This window comes from Streptomyces sp. NPDC028928 (genome assembly GCF_055564915.1).
Genome location: NZ_JBVHVI010000008.1, coordinates 34372 through 51934 on the forward strand (window position 1 = coordinate 34372; position 17563 = coordinate 51934).

Here is a 17563-nt window from a genome sequence, read left to right on the forward strand (position 1 = left end):
ACGGTCGAACGGACGGCGCTCACCCCGGTCGTCACGGCGCTCGAAACCACGGCCACCACGGTCGTCCCGACGGTCGTCACGACGCTCGAAGCCACCACGGTCCTCGCGGCGCTCGAAGGAACGGCCACCCCGGTCGTTGCGGTCACGGTCGAACGGACGGCGCTCACCCCGGTCGTCACGGCGCTCGAAACCACGGCCACCACGGTCGTCCCGACGGTCGTCACGACGCTCGAAGCCACCCCGGTCCTCGCGGCGCTCGAACGGACGGCGGTCACCACGGTCGTCACGGCGCTCGAAGCCACGGCCGCCCCGGTCGTCACGGCGGTCGTCACGGCGCTCGGAACCACGCTCGCGGTCACGGTCGAAGCCGCGCCGCTCCCGGCGCTCGTACGGCGCGGAGGCGGCCGGACGCTCCTCGCGCTCGGTCTCGCGCTGCGCCGGCTCCTCGGCCACGGCGAGCTGCTCCGCCGCCGTCGCCTGGGCCTCGGCCACCGCGGCCTCCGGGTCCTCGCCGCGCTCGCGGGCGACCCGGGCGACCAGCCGGTCGGCCTCCTCGCGCAGCTCGGTCGCGCGGCGCTGGGCGCGCTCCAGCTGCTTGGTCAGCTGGGCGACCTCGCGCTCGGCCTGCTGGGCGGCGTTGGCGGCGGACTCGGCCTGGACCTCGGTCATGGAGCGGGCGCCGGTGATCTCGGCGACCTCCGGGTCGAAGGCGGCGCCGCCCTGGATGATGTGGCGGGCCGCGTCGACGCCGGCGTCCTCCATGAGGCGGAAGATCTGGCGCCGCTGGTGCGGCAGGGACAGCGAGACGACCGTGCCGGTACGGCCCGCACGGGCGGTGCGGCCGGCGCGGTGCAGGTAGTCCTTGTGGTCACCGGCCGGGTCCACGTTCAGGACCAGGTCGATGCCGTCGACGTGGATGCCGCGGGCGGCGACGTCGGTGGCGACCAGGACGTTGACGTAACCGTCCTTGAAGTCGGCCAGGGTGCGGGTGCGGGCGCCCTGGGTCATGCCGCCGTGCAGCGCGTCGGCCTTCACGCCGGCCTCGCGCAGCTGCTCGGCGACGCGGTCGGCGCCCAGCTGGGTGCGGACGAAGATGATCGTGCGGCCCTTGCGGGAGGCGATCGCGGCGGTGACCGGCGCCTTGTCCTTGGGCTTCACGATGAGGATGTGGTGCGACATGGTCGTCACCGCGCCCTGGGCCGCGTCCACCTCGTGCAGGACGGGCTCGTTCAGGTAGCGGTCGACCAGGGTCTTGATCTCGTTCTCCATCGTGGCGGAGAAGAGCATGCGCTGGCCGCCGGCCGGCACCTGGTCGAGCAGCTCGGTGACCTCGGGCAGGAAGCCCAGGTCGGACATCTGGTCGGCCTCGTCCAGGACGGCGATCTGCACGTCCTCCAGGGAGCAGGCGCCGCGGTTGATGATGTCGCGCAGACGGCCCGGGGTGGCGACGAGGATGTCGACGCCGCGCTCCAGGGCGTAGATCTGGTTGCCCATCGAGGTGCCGCCGCAGACGACCTTCATCTTCAGGCCGAGGACGTCGCCGTACGGCTGGAGGGCGTCGGCGACCTGCATGGCCAGCTCGCGGGTCGGGGTGAGGATGACCGCGCGGGGCTTGTGCTTCTGCGTCCGGCCGCCGGCCAGCTGGGCCAGGGTCGGCAGGCCGAAGGAGAGGGTCTTGCCGGAGCCGGTGCGGCCACGGCCGAGGATGTCCTTGCCGGCCAGGGCGTCCGGGATGGTCGCGGCCTGGATCGGGAAGGGGGTCGTCACGCCGTTCTGCGCGAGCTTGCGCACGATGCCCTCGGGGAGGCCGAGGTCGGCGAAGGTGGTCTGGGGGGTGGTGTCAGCGGCCTCGGGGGCCTCGGTGACCTCGGTCGTCACGTCGACGAGAGCGTTGTCGAGCTCGTTGTCGAACTCGTTCTCGGACACGACGATCTGGTCAGTACTGGACACGGACATGCGAATGCGAAACCTTCCGGAGTCTCTTCGGCACGCGCCCGTCAACTCCGTGATTCGCTCACGACCGCCTCAATGCGGTCCGCCACGGCAAAGGAGAGTACGCGCCACACGGCGCGCTCTGTGGTGGCGCCGGGCAAATGGGATCAAACGATCTACCACCATACGCACCCCTCACCCCTGAAGGCAAACCGGCCCATGGAGACGCTGGTCACGCCCTAGGCCGGGACCCCCGCCCGGGGCGCGGGCTCCCGCTGGACGAGCTGCGGCTGCGTCTCCTCGTGGGCCGAGGAGGACGGTTCCGCCGACGGCGGCTCCGAGGTCGCCGGGGGCGGGGTGGGCTCGGGGGGCTCGGGCGGGGCGGAGGTCACCGGCGGCGTCGGCGGGGCGTTGGTCGGCGCGGGGTCGTCGGGGCCCGGTGTCCTGCCGGGCTTGCCGGGCTTTCCGGGTTTCGCCGGCGGCGCCGACGTGCTGCCCTCGCCGGAGGGCGTGGCCGAGGCCGAGGCGGACTCGCCGGGCTTCGCCTTGCCGCCGTGCCCGTGCTTGCCGTCACCCGCCCGGCCGCCGGGCACGAGACCGCCCCCGCCGCCTCCCGGGCCGCCGTCGGGTTCCGCACCGCCGTGCCGCCCGTCCGTCGAGTGGGAGGGCCGGGCCGGGCCCGCGTCGTCGCCCACGTTCACGCAGCCGGCGGCGGTGGTGACGGCCAGGACCGTGACGGCGAGACGGACGGGTACGTACAAGGGGCGCACGGCGGCCACCTCCGGGGGCAAGGAAAGGGGTCCACCTCCCCAACTCCCGCCGCCCGCAAGAGGACACGCGCCCGGCGCGCATCGGCGCCCCGCCACCCGGTCACGCGCTCCCGCCCGTGGTCAGGCGCTCCACCCCGGGACCGCGCGCAGCCGTGGCCTCACACTCGCGTGCTCACCCGTACCCGAGGGCGTGCAGCCGGGCGTCGTCGATCCCGAAGTGGTGGGCGACCTCGTGCACCACGGTCACCTCGGTCTCCGCGACGACGTCCTCGCGGCTCTCGCACATCCTGAGCGTGGGCCCGCGGTAGATGGTGATCCGGTCCGGCAGGACACCGGCGTACCACTCGCCCCGGTCGGTGAGCGGCGTCCCCTCGTAGAGCCCGAGCAGCTCGGGATCGTCGGCGGGCGGCTCGTCCTCCACGAACACGGCCACGTTGTCCATGAGCCGCGTCAGCTCCGGCGGGATCCGGTCCAGCGCCTCGGCGACCAGTTCCTCGAACTCCTCGCGCGTCATCTCCAGCACACCGCCATTGTCGGGTAACGATGCCGCATATCCACCACGGCACTTGGGCATACGGGCCCAATGGCCCGCGTCCCCGTCGCAGCCCTGAACCACATGCCGAACAGGACCCCGAACCGCACCCGCCCGCTCCCCGCCCTCGAACTGGCCGCCCGTCCCCGCCCGTGGCTGCGCGCCCTCGGCCTCACCGCGGTCGTCCTGGTGGGCGCCTGGCTGGGCCTGCTGATCGTCGGCAACGTCCGGGCCCCGGTCGGCCCGATGGACACGACGATGGCGCTGCGCCCCTCCGTCACCGGTGGCACGAAGATCAACATCTCCCCGCTGGGCGCGCTCAGCCTGGACAGCCATGTGGCCCCGGTCCGCCTGGACGTGAACGTCGACCAACTGGACCCCGAGCGCTCCCAGGCCCTGGTCGACCACCCGGAGCGGCTCTCGGGGCTGCAGGACGAGGTCGCCCGGGACGTCGAGCACGGCACGCTGGACCTGGCCGTGCGCTCCTGTGTCGCCGTGGTCTCCGGCGCCACCGCCCTCGGCCTCGCCGTCTACCGCCGCCCGCGCCGGGCCCTGGCCGCCGGCGGACTGGCCCTGGTGCTGCTGGCCGCCTCGGGCGCGTCGGCGTACGCCACCTGGAACCCGAAGTCGGTCCTGGAGCCGAGGTTCTCCGGGCTGCTCAGCTCGGCGCCGTCGGTGGTGGGCAACGCACGCAGCATCGTCACGGAATTCGACGTCTATCAGAAGGAGTTGGCGCGCCTGGTGACGAATGTGACGAAGCTCTACGACGTCACCTCCACCCTGCCCGCCTACCGGCCGGACCCCTCCACCATCCGGGTCCTGCACGTGTCGGACATCCATCTCAACCCCGCGAGCTGGAAGATCATCGGCTCGCTGGTGGAGCAGTACAAGGCGGATGTGGTCGTCGACTCCGGCGACACGATGGACCACGGCACGGCGGCGGAGAACGGCTTCCTGGACCCGATCCGGGACCTGGGCGTGCCGTACGTCTGGGTGCGCGGCAACCACGACTCCCGGACCACCCAGCGCTACCTGGAGCGCATGAAGAACGTGCACGTCCTGGACGACGGCCGGGCGGAGACGGTGGCGGGCCTGCGGTTCGCGGGCATGGGTGATCCGCAGTTCACCCCCGACCGCTCGGTGGCGACCGGCGGCGACGCGGCCGAGCGGCTGGCGGGCGACCGGCTGGCCAGCGCCCTGCGCGACCAGCGGACGGCCCGCACGCCGGTGGACGTGGCGGTCGTGCACGAGCCGTCCGCCGCCCGGGAGACCGACGGGACCGTGCCGCTGGTGCTCTGCGGGCACCTGCACCACGAGGGCACGGAGCTGCTGCCGTACGGCACCCGGCTGCACATGGAGGGGTCGACCGGCGGCAGCGGGCTGCGTGCCGTGGAGCGCAAGTACCCGGCGCCGATCGAGGCCTCGATCCTCTACTTCGACCGGGACAGCCGCCGGCTGCAGGCCTGGGACGCGATCCGGCTGGGGGGCCTGGGGCTGACGACGGCCGAGGTCAGCCGCCATCTGGCGGACGAGAACCAGCCGGGCGGCACCGGGGCCTCGCACACCCCTTCGCCGACCCCTCCCGCCACCTCGCCGTAAACCGTTTTGGCGATACCCCTCGCCATCCCATATGCTTCTCACGTCCCCGACGCGCTGAGAAGCGCCCAGGCGGGCCGATAGCCCTCATCGTCTAGCGGCCTAGGACGCCGCCCTTTCAAGGCGGTAGCACGGGTTCGAATCCCGTTGGGGGCACGCAATACCGTGTGCGACACTGTTGCACACACGCTTGGTCCTGTGGAGCAGTTTGGAGTGCTCGCCACCCTGTCAAGGTGGAGGCCGCGGGTTCAAATCCCGTCAGGACCGCTGGTGTTTCACGTGAAACACCGTGGCTGGGTAGCTCAGTTGGTACGAGCGTCCGCCTGAAAAGCGGAAGGTCGCCGGTTCGACCCCGGCCCCAGCCACAGCCGCCCTGACCAGGGCAGAGGCCCTCTCCACGATCGTGGAGAGGGCCTCTTTCATACCCGCCCCGCCCCCGACACGTCCCCGGTACGCCGACGGAGCAGCCCCAGGTGAAGGCCTTACCGAGCATCGACCCGACACTGCCGCTCGACGGGCACCCCGAGCGCGTCTGGTACACCTCCTACGGCTCCAACATCCACCTGGACCGGCTCGCCGCCTACCTCCGGGGCGGACGCCCGCCCGGCGCGGCCATGGAGTACCCGGGCTGCCGCAACCCCGCCATGCCGGCCCGGTCGATCCCCGTGGAGCTGACCGGCGCGATGTACTTCGCCACCGAATCCCGCGTGTGGGGAGGAGGACGCGCCTTCTACGACCCCGAGGTGGACGGGCGCGTGCTGGCCAGGGCACACCTGGTGACCACCGACCAGTTCGCCGACATCGCCGCCCAGGAGATGTACCGGACGCCGGGCAGGGACCTGGACCTGGCGGACGTCCTCAGCCGGGGGCGTGCCGTCCTGGGCGAGGGCCGCTACGAGACCCTCGTCTGCGCGGGCCAGATCGACGGCCTGCCGGTGCTGACCTTCACGGCGCCGTGGGGCATCAACGACGTGCTGTGGGTCGCCCCCTCCGCCGCCTACGTCCGCTTCCTGGCCACGGGCTTACTCTCCGCCGGGGCGTGGGACAGGGAAGCGATCTCCTCCTACGTCGCGGCCTGCCCCGGTGCGACCGACCACTGGTCCCCGGAGGAGATCGCCGCTCTCCTCAACTAGGGACACCCAGCTCTGGTCCGGACCACTCGCGGCCAGTACGATCAGGCCACTTTGGCGAGAACCCCCACCCCCGCTCAAGCGGAGGAGGGGGTTCTCGTCGTCCTGCAAGACCCTGAGGGGGGTACTTGAGACAGATTTCCCGAGGGTTGGTGACGGCCGGCGCCGTCCTGGTCGCCTCGCTCGCCCTCCCCGGCACCGCCCATGCCGAGGGACCCACCGTCAAGAGCGCCTACAGCGACCAGGCCGACTGGTCGGTCCTCGACGTGCGCCTCAACTTCAGCGGCGAGGTCAGCAAGCTCGCCGCGACGCTCCGCCCGGTCGGCAGCAGCCAGACCGACACGCCGGTGGCCACGGTCACCGACTTCACGAAGCGGTACGAGTCCAGCTCGTGGGACGCCGTCTGGGCGTCCCGGCCGATCCACCTGGACACCCTCGGCGACTACACCGTCGACATCGAGGCCACGGACGGCTCCGGCGAGACCACCGTCCAGAAGGACGCGGGCACGCTGCACTACCAGAAGCAGCCCGTCTTCAGCGGCTTCGCCGTCACTCCGGCCGAGCCGGACATCGAGCACCAGACGGTCACGGCCGCCGGTGACATGGTCGTCCGCGACCCCAGCACCCGGGAGACCGAACCGCTGCCCGGTGCCTCCGTGGACCTCACGTTCGACGGGGGCAGCGGGGAGGCGACCGCCGTCACCGACGAGGCCGGCCACTTCGCCGTCCCCCACCAGCTGGCCCAGGCCGGCTGGGTCTTCGCCGACTACAACGGCGGCCTCGGCTTCGCCGCCAGCTCCTGGATCGACGTCCGGCCGAAGGCCGCGCCGACCCGGATGGTCCTGGACCAGAGCAGCTTCCACGTCACCACCGGCCAGAAGATCACCGTCACCGGCACGCTCCAGTACCAGTTCGGCGAGGAGTGGAAGCCGCTCGCCGGTATCCCGCTGGAGATGGACTACAAGGAGTGCAGCACCTGCAGCCCGGTCGGCACGACGACCGACGCGAACGGCCGCTTCTCCTTCGTGCGGACCCCGTACGGCAGCAAGAGCGTCTACGAGATCGCCTTCACGTCGTACACCCCCTTCGCCCGGCACAGCACGGCGGAGGTCACCGCGGCGGTCACGGCGACGACGAAGTTCTCCGGCTTCACCGCCTCGCTGGACAAGTACGCCCAAGTGAAGGTCACCGGCACGCTCGACCTGATCGGCCGTGACGTCAACGACCAGGCGAACGTCGACATCCAGTACTCGCCGGACGGCAAGACCGGCTGGACCACGAAGAAGACCGTGAAGGTCGGCTTCGGCTCCCAGTTCACCGCCGACAAGGTGCCCGGCTACACGGACGGCTACTGGCGGCTGCGGTACGCCGGTTCCAGCACCAAGGACATCAAGGGCACCACCAGCACCAGCCTGCGCCGCAACCGCGCCCTCACCCGGATCAAGGACGCCAACGCGTCCCCCGAGCCGGTGACCAAGGGCCGGACGATCACGGTCAGGGGTGTGCTCCAGGAGCGCCCGGTCGGCTCCGGCACCTGGAGGGCGTACGGCGGCAGGAAGGTCCAGATCCTCTTCCGTCCCAAGGGCGCCACGACCTGGTACCTGATGTCCACGGTCACCACGACGAGCAGCGGGTCCTTCAGCAAGGGCTTCACGGCCCGGCAGGACGGCACCTGGGTGCCCGTCTTCCTGTACCCCGACAGCAAGCACTTCGTGGGCAGTGGCAGGGAGGACTACGTCGACGTCCGGTGACGCCTTGGCACCACGCCCGGCCGGCGCTACGTTCAGGCTGGCCGCGCGTGGTGCGCGGGGGCGGGGGAGACATGAGCCGGGACGAGGCCAGAGCCATCCGGGACACCGAGCTGGAGAAGGACCGGGCGCGGTACGGGCTGCTCGCGGTCGTCATCAGCAATCTCGCGATCGCCTCGGTCGCGATCTTCGGGGTGTGGCAGCTCCACGGGGACAAGGCGGTGATCGTCGGCATCCTCACCGCCGCGTTCACCGCCGTCAGCAGCATGACCACGGCCTACCTGGGCATCAAGGCCGTCTCCAACACCGCGAGGTCGATCGCGCTCGGGGACGGCCCGGCCCGCAGACACACCGAACCCGCCACCCCGCCGGCCCCGCCCGCCCCGCGCACCCCCTAGCCGCGTGCGCCGCCGGCACTAGGCCGCGTGCGCCGCACCGGTCGGTCGGCCGCCCGGATGACGGTGGCGCCAGACCAGGAAGACCGCGCAGGAGACGACCGCCCAGCCGGCCAGCACCAGGAACGGGAACGCGTGCTGGTGGCCGCGGAAGTAGACAGCGGTGTGCTGGGCGTTCACCGAGGCGCCTGGCGGCAGCCAGCGGCCGATCGTGCCGAGCGGCGACGGCAGCAGGGCCCAGGAGACGGCACCGCCGGACGACGGGTTGCCCAGCAGCACCATCAGGCCCCAGGTCGGCAGCATGGCCCAGCGCCCGACCAGGGTGTTGAACATCGTGAACACCATGCCCGTGGTGAACATGGTGAAGGCGAGGATCGCCCACGACTCCAGGAACGGCAGCTTCAGCGCGCCCAGCAGCCAGTCCACCACCGCGGCGATCGTGAACCCGCCGAGCACGGCGTAGGCCGCGGTGAAGGCCATCCGCTCCAGGGGGTTCAGCTCCCGCGCGTGCACGCTGAGCTGGATGGCGCCGACGAAGCCGACGATCACGGCGGCGAGGGAGACGTAGAAGATCGCCAGGCCTCTGGGGTCACCCTTCTGCAGCGGCTTGAGGTCGCGGACCGCCACGGGGGTGCCGGTCGCCTCGCCCACCTTCACCGCCGCCTCACCGAGCAGCTGGGCGACCGACGCCCCGGACGCCCCGGACACCTCCAGGACGACCGTCCGGCCGCCGGCGGGCACGTCGACCACCGCGAACACCCGCTGCTCGTCCACCGCCCGCACCGCGTCCCGGTGGCTGCCGTACGGGTGCGGCTTCATGGAGGCGTGCAGTGCCTGTTCCATGCCGTCGACGAACCGCCGGGCCGCCGGCCGGTCGTGGGCGCCGGTCACCGCCACCGGGATGCTGTGCGGGGTGGGGTCGGCCATGGCGTAGGTGTAGGAACCGGCGAAGAGGCCGGCCGCGGCGGCGAGGATGACGAGGAGGACCGTGGCGGGCAGGAAGGGGGATTCCCGGAACGTCGTCCAGCGTTCCGCGCGGGTCGGGGGGCGGCCGTGCTCTCCGCGCGGGGAATCGGGCATAGCGACCACGCTAGGTCATCACATGACATCTCGCCCCAACTCAAATGGCTCGCGTGATTTTCCGCCGAGGTGAGATCCTGGATCGCGTATGTCTACGCACCCCGCCCCCGCCCTCGGCACCCTCGCCCCCCGTCTGACCGAGCTGTCGCTGCGCGACGCGCACCGGCTCGGACGGCGGCTGGAGGGCGCGCGCAAGATCCGTAAGCCGGAGGCCCGTGCCGCCGTCCTCGCCGAGATCGACGGCGAGATCGGCAAGGCCGAGGCCCGCATGGCCGAGCGGCGCTCCCGTGTGCCGGCCGTCACCTACCCCGAGCAGCTGCCGGTCAGCCAGAAGAAGGACGAGATCGCGGCCGCCATCCGCGATCACCAGGTCGTCATCGTGGCCGGTGAGACCGGGTCCGGCAAGACCACCCAGATCCCGAAGATCTGTCTGGAGCTGGGCCGGGGCGTGCGCGGCATGATCGGGCACACGCAGCCGCGCCGGATCGCCGCCCGGACCGTCGCCGAGCGGGTCGCGGAGGAGCTGCGGACGCCCCTCGGCGAGTCCGTCGGCTGGAAGGTCCGCTTCACCGACCAGGTGAACCCGGACGCCACCTTCATCAAGCTGATGACGGACGGCATCCTGCTCGCCGAGATCCAGACCGACCGCGAGCTGCGCGCCTACGACACGATCATCATCGACGAGGCCCACGAGCGGTCCCTCAACATCGACTTCCTGCTGGGCTACCTCGCCCAGCTGCTGCCCAAGCGCCCGGACCTGAAGGTCGTCATCACCTCGGCGACCATCGACCCGGAGCGCTTCTCCCGGCACTTCGGCGACGCCCCGATCGTCGAGGTCAGCGGGCGGACGTATCCGGTGGAGGTCCGTTACCGCCCCCTCCTGGAGGAGGACTCCGAGGACGCCGACCGGGACCAGATCACCGCGATCTGCGAGGCCGTCGAGGAGCTCCAGGCCGAGGGCCCGGGCGACATCCTCGTGTTTCTCTCCGGCGAGCGGGAGATCCGGGACACGGCGGACGCGCTGGAGAAGAGGAAGTACCGGTTCACCGAGGTCCTCCCCCTCTACGCCCGGCTGTCGCACGCCGAGCAGCACCGGGTGTTCCAGCCGCACGCCGGGCGCAGGATCGTTCTGGCGACCAACGTCGCCGAGACCTCGCTGACCGTCCCGGGCATCAAGTACGTCATCGACCCCGGCTTCGCCCGGATCAGCCGCTACAGCCACCGCACCAAGGTCCAGCGGCTGCCCATCGAGCCGGTCTCCCAGGCCAGCGCCAACCAGCGCAAGGGCCGCTGCGGCCGTACCTCCGACGGCATCTGCATCCGCTTGTACTCCGAAGAGGACTTCCTCGCCCGCCCGGAGTTCACGGACGCGGAGATCCTCCGCACGAACCTGGCCTCCGTCATCCTGCAGATGACCGCGGCCGGCCTCGGCGACATCGAGAAGTTCCCCTTCATCGACCCGCCGGACCACCGCAACATCCGCGACGGCGTGCAGCTGCTCCAGGAGCTGGGCGCGCTGGACCCCGCCCAGAAGGACCCGCGCAAGCGCCTCACGGACACCGGCCGCAAGCTCGCCCAGCTGCCCGTCGACCCCCGCCTGGCCCGGATGGTCCTGGAGGCCGACAGGAACGGCTGTGTCCGCGAGGTCATGGTCATCGCCGCCGCGCTGTCCATCCAGGACCCGCGCGAGCGCCCGGCCGAGAAGCAGGCCCAGGCCGACCAGCAGCACGCCCGGTTCAAGGACGAGAGCAGCGACTTCCTCGCCTACCTCAACCTGTGGCGTTACATCCGCGAACAGCAGAAGGAGCGGGGCTCGTCGTCCTTCCGCCGGATGTGCAAGCAGGAGTACCTGAACTTCCTGCGCATCCGCGAGTGGCAGGACATCTACACCCAGCTGCGCACGGTCGCCAAGCAGATGGGCATCCACCTCAACGAGGACGACGCCCCCGCCGACCGCGTCCATGTCTCCCTCCTCGCCGGCCTGCTCTCCCACATCGGGATGAAGGACGTCAAGGACGGCAACAAGAACGAGTACCTGGGCGCCCGCAACGCCAAGTTCGCGATCTTCCCGGGTTCGGCGCTGTTCAAGAAGCAGCCGAAGTTCGTGATGTCGGCGGAGCTGGTGGAGACGAGCCGCCTCTGGGCACGGGTCAACGCCAGGATCGAGCCCGAGTGGGTCGAACCGCTCGCCGGCCACCTCCTCAAGCGGACGTACAGCGAACCGCACTGGGAGAAGGACCAGGCGGCCGTGATGGCGTACGAGAAGGTCACGCTGTACGGCGTCCCGATCGTCGCCCAGCGGAAGGTGAACTACGGCCGGATCGACCCGGAGACGAGTCGGGAGCTGTTCATCCGCAACGCGCTGGTGGAGGGCGACTGGCGCACGCACCACAAGTTCTTCGCCGACAACCGGAAGCTGCTCAGCGAGGTCGAGGAGCTGGAGCACCGCGCCCGGCGCCGGGACATCGTCGTGGACGACGAGACCCTCTTCGACTTCTACGACCAGAGGGTGCCCGAACACGTCGTCTCCGGCGCCCACTTCGACTCCTGGTGGAAGCACAAGCGGCACGAGCAGCCCGACTTCCTGGACTTCGAGCGGGAGATGCTCATCCGGGAGTCGGCGGAGGCGGTCACCAAGGCCGACTATCCCGACACCTGGCGGCAGGGGCAGCTCACGTTCCGGGTGACGTACCAGTTCGAGCCCGGCGCGGACGCCGACGGCGTGACGGTCCACATCCCGCTCCAGGTCCTCAACCAGGTCACGGACGAGGGCTTCGACTGGCAGATCCCGGGCCTGCGCGAGGAGGTGGTGACGGAACTGATCCGCTCGCTGCCCAAGCCGATCCGCCGCCACTACGTACCGGCGCCGAACTACGCGAAGGCGTTCCTGGAGAAGGCGGTGCCCCTCCAGGAGCCGCTGACCGTGACGATGGCCCGCGAGCTGAAGCGGATGGTCGGCGTGCCGTTCGAGGCGGAGGACTTCGACTGGGCGAAGGTCCCCGACCACCTGAAGATCACGTTCCGGATCGTTGACGAGCGGCGCCGGAAGCTGGCCGAGGACAAGGACCTTCAGGCGCTGAAGCTGCGGCTGAAGCCGAAGGCGCGCAAGGCGCTGTCCCAGGCCGCGGCGGCGACCGCGTCCCGGGAGGGCGGGGAGTCCCTGGAGCGCAAGGGGCTGACGGACTGGACGATCGGCTCGCTCACCCGGGTCTTCGAGACCCGGCGGGCCGGGCAGCCGGTCAAGGCGTACCCGGCGCTGGTGGACGACGGCGACACGGTCTCGGTCCGCCTCTTCGACACCGAGGCGGAGCAGGCGGAGGCCATGTGGAAGGGCACCCGCCGCCTGATCCTCCGGAACATCCCGGTGAACCCGGCGAAGTTCGCGTCCGAAAAGCTGACGAACGCCCAGAAGCTCGCTCTCTCCGCCAACCCGCACGGCTCGATCCAGGCCCTGTTCGACGACTGCGCGATGGCCGCGGCGGACAAGCTGATCGCGGACTTCGGCGGGCCGGCGTGGGACGAGGAGTCGTACCGGAAGCTGTACGACAAGGTGCGCGCGGAGATCGTGGACACCACGGTCCGTACGGTCGCCCAGGTGCAGCAGGTCCTCGCGGCCTGGCAGGCCTGTGAACGCCGCCTGAAGGCCGTCGGCAGCCCCGCGCTGCTCGCGAACCTCACGGACGTCCGCAAGCAGCTGGACGCCCTCGTGAAGCCCGGTTTCGTGACGTGGGCGGGCATACGACGCCTGCCCGACCTCATGCGCTACCTGGTGGCCGCGGACCGCCGTCTGCAGCAGATGCCGACGAACGTCCAGCGGGACACGACCCGCATGGAGAAGGTCCACGAGATGCAGGACGAGTACGCCTGGCTCCTGGAACAGCTCCCGCAGGGCCGCCCGGTGCCGCAGCAGGTCCTGGACATCCGCTGGATGATCGAGGAACTGCGGGTGAGCTACTTCGCCCACGCGCTGGGCACGGCGTACCCCGTCTCGGACAAGCGCATCGTGAAGGCGATCGACGCGGCGGTCCCGTAACGGCCCCCGTACAGAGGGTGAGTTCGACCAGGACCCTCACCCTCCTGTACAGTCTCTTCTCGCAGCGCAACGCACGAACAAGCGCCGCGAAACCTGGTCCTGTGGAGCAGTTTGGAGTGCTCGCCACCCTGTCAAGGTGGAGGCCGCGGGTTCAAATCCCGTCAGGACCGCATCGAGAGGGCCCCCGAGAGGGGGCCCTCTTTGCTGTCCCTGTGAGGCGCTCACGCCCTTGACGGCGTCACATTCCCTCGGTACCCAGGGAACAGGGCTCGTTCCCCCTGCGGGGACCCTGGAGGTGGCGTATGACGGCGTCGGTCAGGCATGAGACGCGGGCGCTCCTGAGGGCGCATCTGTCGGCCGCCTCGTCCTACCGGCACCTCACCCGCCACTGTCCCATCTGCCACCGCCTGCTGCGGCTGGCGATGGACGCCGGCCCGCGGGGCCGTGAAGGCGAGCAGGAGGGCGTCGAGGACGACGGTTCCCGTGACGCGGCGCCGCGCGACTCCGCCGCCCCAACCGCCTAGCGCACACGGCCCGCAGCCAACAAGCGGCGGGGTGTGTGACGGGAGTCACCGCATGAGTTTTTGAAACAGCGGTACTTACCACCGTCATACAACGGGTCAATTTAATATGTGCAATTGCACCGCGCTCAAGGCCTGCTCACAGCCGTTCCGACAGGCATGCCCAGACTTCCACAAGCAGGCGCACAAAAAAGATCGCGCTGGACCCGGCGGAGTCCAGCGCGATCGACGACGCACCCTGTGTCGCTTGCCTCTGACGTTCTCTTCGGCCTGGGCGAGGGGCCTGTTGGGGCAGGTCCCGCGTCGCTTGGAGCTAGGGTTCCGAGCGCCTCGGCCGGTTGGGGGATCGACCGTCTTGCCCGGTTATGGAGTTGTTCAGGCCTCGCTGCGCTGCTGCGGGATGCCCGCGAGCAGAGCGCGAACCTCGGCCTCGCGGTAGCGGCGGTGCCCGCCGAGCGTGCGGATGGACGTGAGCTTGCCGGCCTTCGCCCACCGCGTGACCGTCTTCGGGTCGACGCGGAACATGGTGGCGACCTCAGCCGGGGTCAGCAGCGGCTCGGCATCAGGGGTGCGAGCGGTCATGAGCGGCCTCCTCGGGAGAACCGAACCTTCTCGGTTCTTTCCTCTAAATTCTGCACCTTGACCCGCGTTGCCCGAAATGGCGGACGCGAGTCGAGTCGGTTATAGGACGAACGGCTTGTCCTCGGCACTACAACTACACCATCTGTCCAGCCGCGTCGGCCAAACCGATGGAATTGCCCTCCCAGGTGTTCATCAGCGACGGAAGCCGATGGACCATGCCATAGCGGACAGTCACGCCACTGTGACGATCAGTCACAGGACGATCAGGAGTCACCAGACCCCCCAAAGCGTGCAATGCTGAGAATCCGCCCATGATGGAGCACAGTTGGACGGACGGAGCCCTCCCCGGACTCCTTGTCCTATTTTGGCACGAGGGATGGCAAGAGGCGCAAGGGCCGGGTAAGTGCCATCCATCACCCTTGGGACAAAAGTCCAGATCGGGACCAACATCCCGTCAGGTGGTCTAAGCGAGTAGAACGTACGCTGTTCGGGGCGTTTTTGACCGTGACGTGCGTCACTCAGTTCGCCGAACGCCTGTCCCGCACCGCGCGCCACCGCTCCACCAGCCGCCCGTACGCCTCCCCGGCGGCCGTCCCGTCCCCCCGCCGCAGCGCCTCGATGCCGGCCGCCACGTCCGCCGCCGAGTGGTCGTCCTCCAGCTCGCCCGCCGGCAGGACGTGCACCAGACCGCCGTAGTCCAGCTCCACCAGCGAGCGCGGATGGAACTCCTCCAGCCAGCGTCCGACGTCCACCAGGCCGTCGATCAGCGGGCCCTCCTCGACGGTGTCCCGCAGCGTGCGCAGCGCCCGCGCCACCCGGCGCCGGGCCTGCACCATCGGCGTGCGGTAGCGCAGCACCGGGGGCACCTCGGCGGTCCCCTTGTCGTACCGCCGCTCCTCGTCCGAGACCAGCACGAACCAGTTCAGCGGCACCTGCCAGGTCGCCGTACGGATCCACGGGCGGGCGTCGGGGTTGCGGGCGAGCCAGCGCTCGTAGTCCTGGGCGGCCTGGCGGCGCACCACCGGCGGCAGCACCGCGTCCAGCACCGGCGGGGGCAGCTCCTCGGCCAGCTCGCCCAGGGCCTGCCAGCCGCGCAGCCGGGTCCGCCAGGGGCACACGCAGACCACCCCGTCGATCTCCAGCACGAAGGCGTCGCTGCTCTCGTGCACCGGCACTACGACCGGCGGGATGGGCAGCAAGTCGGCCAGGGAGCGGCGGAGTTCGTCCTGGTAGGAGGGACGGTCGGGGCGGCGGGCGTAGCGCGCCCAGTGGCTGCGCTCCGGCTCCGGGAAGGCGCCCAGCGGCTCGTACACACGCAGATAGGCCGCATAGGGGACGACCACGGAGGACACCTTCGGCACGCCTGCTCCCCTCCCCATCGGGCCTGGCACGAAACCACTGCAAATCGTGCCACGGTCATGCGTGCGGAGCGGGCCCGGGAGAGTGATCCTGAACACTGCGCGGATGGTGAGTGGGCCGAGGCTCTACGCTCATGCCACGGCTCCCCGCCACCCGTACGGGGACCGACCCCACTCGCCGCTATGTACACAGGAGTCACCACAGTGACCGACGTAACCGGCGCACCTGCTGATGTCCTGCACACCCTGTTCCACTCGGACCAGGGCGGCCATGAGCAGGTAGTGCTCTGCCAGGACCGCGCCAGCGGCCTCAAGGCCGTGATCGCCATCCATTCCACCGCCCTGGGCCCCGCCCTCGGCGGCACGCGCTTCTACCCGTACGCCACCGAGGCCGAGGCCGTCGCCGACGCCCTCAACCTCGCGCGCGGGATGTCGTACAAGAACGCCATGGCCGGACTCGAACACGGCGGTGGCAAGGCCGTGATCATCGGCGACCCGGAGCGCGACAAGAGCGAGGAGCTGCTCCTCGCCTACGGCCGCATGGTCGCCTCGCTCGGCGGTCGCTACGTGACCGCCTGCGACGTCGGCACCTACGTCGCCGACATGGACGTCGTGGCCCGCGAGTGCCGCTGGACCACCGGCCGCTCCCCCGAGAACGGCGGCGCCGGCGACTCCTCCGTGCTCACCGCCTTCGGCGTCTACCAGGGCATGCGCGCCTCCGCCCAGCACCTGTGGGGCGACCCCTCGCTGCGCGGCCGGAAGGTCGGCATCGCCGGCGTCGGCAAGGTCGGCCACCACCTGGTGCGCCACCTGCGCGAGGAGGGCGCCGAGGTCGTGATCACGGACGTGCGCGCGGACGCCGTCCAGCGGATCCTCGACCAGTACCCCGAGGGCGTCACCGCGGTCGCCGACACCGGGGCCCTGATCCGGGTCGAGGGGCTCGACATCTACGCCCCGTGCGCCCTCGGCGGCGCCCTGAACGACGACACCGTGCCGGTGCTCACCGCGAAGGTGGTGTGCGGTGCGGCCAACAACCAGCTGGCCCACCCCGGGGTGGAGAAGGACCTCGCCGACCGCGGGATCCTCTACGCGCCGGACTACGTGGTGAACGCGGGCGGGGTCATCCAGGTGGCCGACGAGCTGCACGGGTTCGACTTCGACCGGTGCAAGGCGAAGGCGGCGCGGATCTTCGACACCACGCTGGCCATATTCGCACGTGCGAAGGAGGACGGGATTCCGCCGGCCGCCGCGGCCGACCGGATCGCCGAGCAGCGGATGGCCGACGCCCGCGCGAGCCGCGCCGGTCGCTGAGCCGATCGCACAGGTGAGCGGTACCCGTCGGCGGGAACTTAGAGAGAACTCTCACTTCCACCGGCGGGTCGTTCCCCGATAAGTGGTTAAAATCGCCACTGACCAGCGAGGACAGGGCGCCTCGAAGGTCCTGGGCAGACGCGCGTGCTGCGGGCGACGTACCGTATGGGCGCGGGCTCAGGTACCGTGGAAGCCCTACGGACCGGCCTCTCCATGGAGAGTCCGTTCCAGATCATGAACGCGTGTCAGACTCTGGGGCCGTCGAGCCCCGTCGTTGAGGGGGTCGAGCCATGGGGCGCGGCCGGGCCAAGGCCAAGCAGACGAAGGTCGCCCGCCAGCTGAAGTACAACAGCGGTGGGACGGACCTCTCACGCCTGGCCGAGGAGCTGGGCGCATCGACGTCGAACCAGTCACCGAACGGTGACCGCTTCGAGGACGATGAGCAGGACGACGACGATCTGTACTCTCGTTACGCCGACCTCTATGGCGACGACGACGAGGACGAGGACGACGGTCCTCAGCAGCACCGTCGCGGCGCTTGACCTTGTATTGACCAGTTCCGGTCGGTGGCACTG

The 17563-nt window shown here is 70.5% G+C and carries 14 protein-coding genes and 4 tRNA genes; 12 read left to right on the forward strand and 6 right to left on the reverse strand.

The annotated features are described in order from the left end of the window. The 3 genes from ACZ4U1_RS19925 to ACZ4U1_RS19935 form a co-directional block, all read right to left on the reverse strand. Positions 1-1956: DEAD/DEAH box helicase (locus ACZ4U1_RS19925; RefSeq protein WP_467904785.1), on the reverse strand; the 1956-nt coding region annotated here is incomplete at its 3' end. 215 nt (positions 1957-2171) lie between these two features. Continuing rightward, a complete protein-coding gene (locus ACZ4U1_RS19930; protein ID WP_467904787.1) occupies positions 2172-2702 on the reverse strand; it encodes a hypothetical protein in 531 nt (176 codons plus the stop codon). 172 nt (positions 2703-2874) lie between these two features. After that, complete coding sequence (locus ACZ4U1_RS19935; RefSeq protein ID WP_388320420.1) at positions 2875-3225, reverse strand: metallopeptidase family protein; 351 nt, start codon at positions 3223-3225, stop codon at positions 2875-2877. Positions 3226-3285: 60 nt separating this feature from the next. On the opposite strand from ACZ4U1_RS19935, the gene ACZ4U1_RS19940 reads away from it, so the two are divergent. The 7 genes from ACZ4U1_RS19940 to ACZ4U1_RS19970 all read left to right on the forward strand — a co-directional run bounded on the left by ACZ4U1_RS19940 (position 3286) and on the right by ACZ4U1_RS19970 (position 8106). After that, on the forward strand, positions 3286-4833 hold the full coding sequence (locus tag ACZ4U1_RS19940; protein WP_467904789.1) for a metallophosphoesterase family protein: 1548 nt from the start codon (positions 3286-3288) through the stop codon (positions 4831-4833). An 80-nt stretch (positions 4834-4913) separates the two neighbouring features. Then, positions 4914-4986, forward strand: a tRNA-Glu gene (locus tag ACZ4U1_RS19945). Between the two features lie 36 nt (positions 4987-5022). Beyond that, positions 5023-5097, forward strand: a tRNA-Asp gene (locus tag ACZ4U1_RS19950). A gap of 24 nt (positions 5098-5121) precedes the next feature. Next, positions 5122-5195 (forward strand) — tRNA-Phe (locus ACZ4U1_RS19955). Between the two features lie 108 nt (positions 5196-5303). Then, complete coding sequence (locus ACZ4U1_RS19960; RefSeq protein WP_467904791.1) at positions 5304-5963, forward strand: histone deacetylase; 660 nt, start codon at positions 5304-5306, stop codon at positions 5961-5963. A gap of 125 nt (positions 5964-6088) precedes the next feature. Next, positions 6089-7711, forward strand: a complete 1623-nt coding sequence (locus ACZ4U1_RS19965) for a hypothetical protein (RefSeq protein ID WP_467904793.1) — start codon at positions 6089-6091, stop codon at positions 7709-7711. Between the two features lie 71 nt (positions 7712-7782). Then, entirely contained in the window at positions 7783-8106 is a 324-nt protein-coding gene (locus tag ACZ4U1_RS19970; RefSeq protein ID WP_467904794.1) for a hypothetical protein, read from the forward strand. Between the two features lie 18 nt (positions 8107-8124). Here the strand turns inward: ACZ4U1_RS19970 and ACZ4U1_RS19975 are convergent, their stop codons facing one another. Then, entirely contained in the window at positions 8125-9183 is a 1059-nt protein-coding gene (locus ACZ4U1_RS19975) for an ABC-2 transporter permease (RefSeq protein ID WP_467904796.1), read from the reverse strand. 88 nt (positions 9184-9271) lie between these two features. Here ACZ4U1_RS19975 and hrpA point away from each other — a divergent pair, with 88 nt between their 5' ends. The 3 genes from hrpA (at position 9272) to ACZ4U1_RS19990 (ending at position 13740) form a co-directional block, all read left to right on the forward strand. After that, complete coding sequence (gene hrpA / locus ACZ4U1_RS19980; RefSeq protein WP_467904797.1) at positions 9272-13216, forward strand: ATP-dependent RNA helicase HrpA; 3945 nt, start codon at positions 9272-9274, stop codon at positions 13214-13216. A gap of 95 nt (positions 13217-13311) precedes the next feature. Then, positions 13312-13386 (forward strand) — tRNA-Asp (locus tag ACZ4U1_RS19985). 132 nt (positions 13387-13518) lie between these two features. Further along, the gene (locus ACZ4U1_RS19990) at positions 13519-13740 is read left to right on the forward strand and encodes a DUF6274 family protein (protein ID WP_467904799.1); all 222 of its coding nucleotides are present in this window, start codon (positions 13519-13521) and stop codon (positions 13738-13740) included. A gap of 372 nt (positions 13741-14112) precedes the next feature. On the opposite strand, the gene bldC is transcribed toward ACZ4U1_RS19990, so the two are convergent. Continuing rightward, positions 14113-14319 (reverse strand): developmental transcriptional regulator BldC, encoded by a 207-nt coding sequence (gene bldC / locus ACZ4U1_RS19995; protein WP_003949541.1) that lies wholly within the window; start codon positions 14317-14319, stop codon positions 14113-14115. A gap of 518 nt (positions 14320-14837) precedes the next feature. Further along, on the reverse strand, positions 14838-15680 hold the full coding sequence (locus ACZ4U1_RS20000) for a DUF8083 family protein (RefSeq protein ID WP_467904800.1): 843 nt from the start codon (positions 15678-15680) through the stop codon (positions 14838-14840). Between the two features lie 201 nt (positions 15681-15881). Between ACZ4U1_RS20000 and ACZ4U1_RS20005 the strand changes: the two genes are divergently transcribed. Then, positions 15882-16988 carry a Leu/Phe/Val dehydrogenase gene (locus ACZ4U1_RS20005; RefSeq protein ID WP_467904801.1) on the forward strand — a complete coding sequence of 369 codons (1107 nt, stop codon included), beginning with the start codon at positions 15882-15884 and terminating at the stop codon, positions 16986-16988. 290 nt (positions 16989-17278) lie between these two features. Beyond that, positions 17279-17530, forward strand: coding sequence for a DUF3073 domain-containing protein (locus tag ACZ4U1_RS20010; RefSeq protein ID WP_467904803.1), 252 nt, complete (start codon positions 17279-17281; stop codon positions 17528-17530). Positions 17531-17563 lie beyond the last annotated feature (33 nt).

What these genes read in the sequence shown, in the direction of transcription:
- ACZ4U1_RS19940 (WP_467904789.1), top strand. Translation starts at nt 3,286, where the DNA reads ATGGCCCGCGTCCCCGTCGCAGCCCTGAACCACATGCCGAACAGGACC.
- ACZ4U1_RS19970 (WP_467904794.1), top strand. Translation starts at nt 7,783, where the DNA reads ATGAGCCGGGACGAGGCCAGAGCCATCCGGGACACCGAGCTGGAGAAG.
- ACZ4U1_RS19975 (WP_467904796.1), bottom strand. Translation starts at nt 9,183, where the DNA reads ATGCCCGATTCCCCGCGCGGAGAGCACGGCCGCCCCCCGACCCGCGCG.
- hrpA (WP_467904797.1), top strand. Translation starts at nt 9,272, where the DNA reads ATGTCTACGCACCCCGCCCCCGCCCTCGGCACCCTCGCCCCCCGTCTG.
- ACZ4U1_RS19990 (WP_467904799.1), top strand. Translation starts at nt 13,519, where the DNA reads ATGACGGCGTCGGTCAGGCATGAGACGCGGGCGCTCCTGAGGGCGCAT.
- bldC (WP_003949541.1), bottom strand. Translation starts at nt 14,319, where the DNA reads ATGACCGCTCGCACCCCTGATGCCGAGCCGCTGCTGACCCCGGCTGAG.
- ACZ4U1_RS20010 (WP_467904803.1), top strand. Translation starts at nt 17,279, where the DNA reads ATGGGGCGCGGCCGGGCCAAGGCCAAGCAGACGAAGGTCGCCCGCCAG.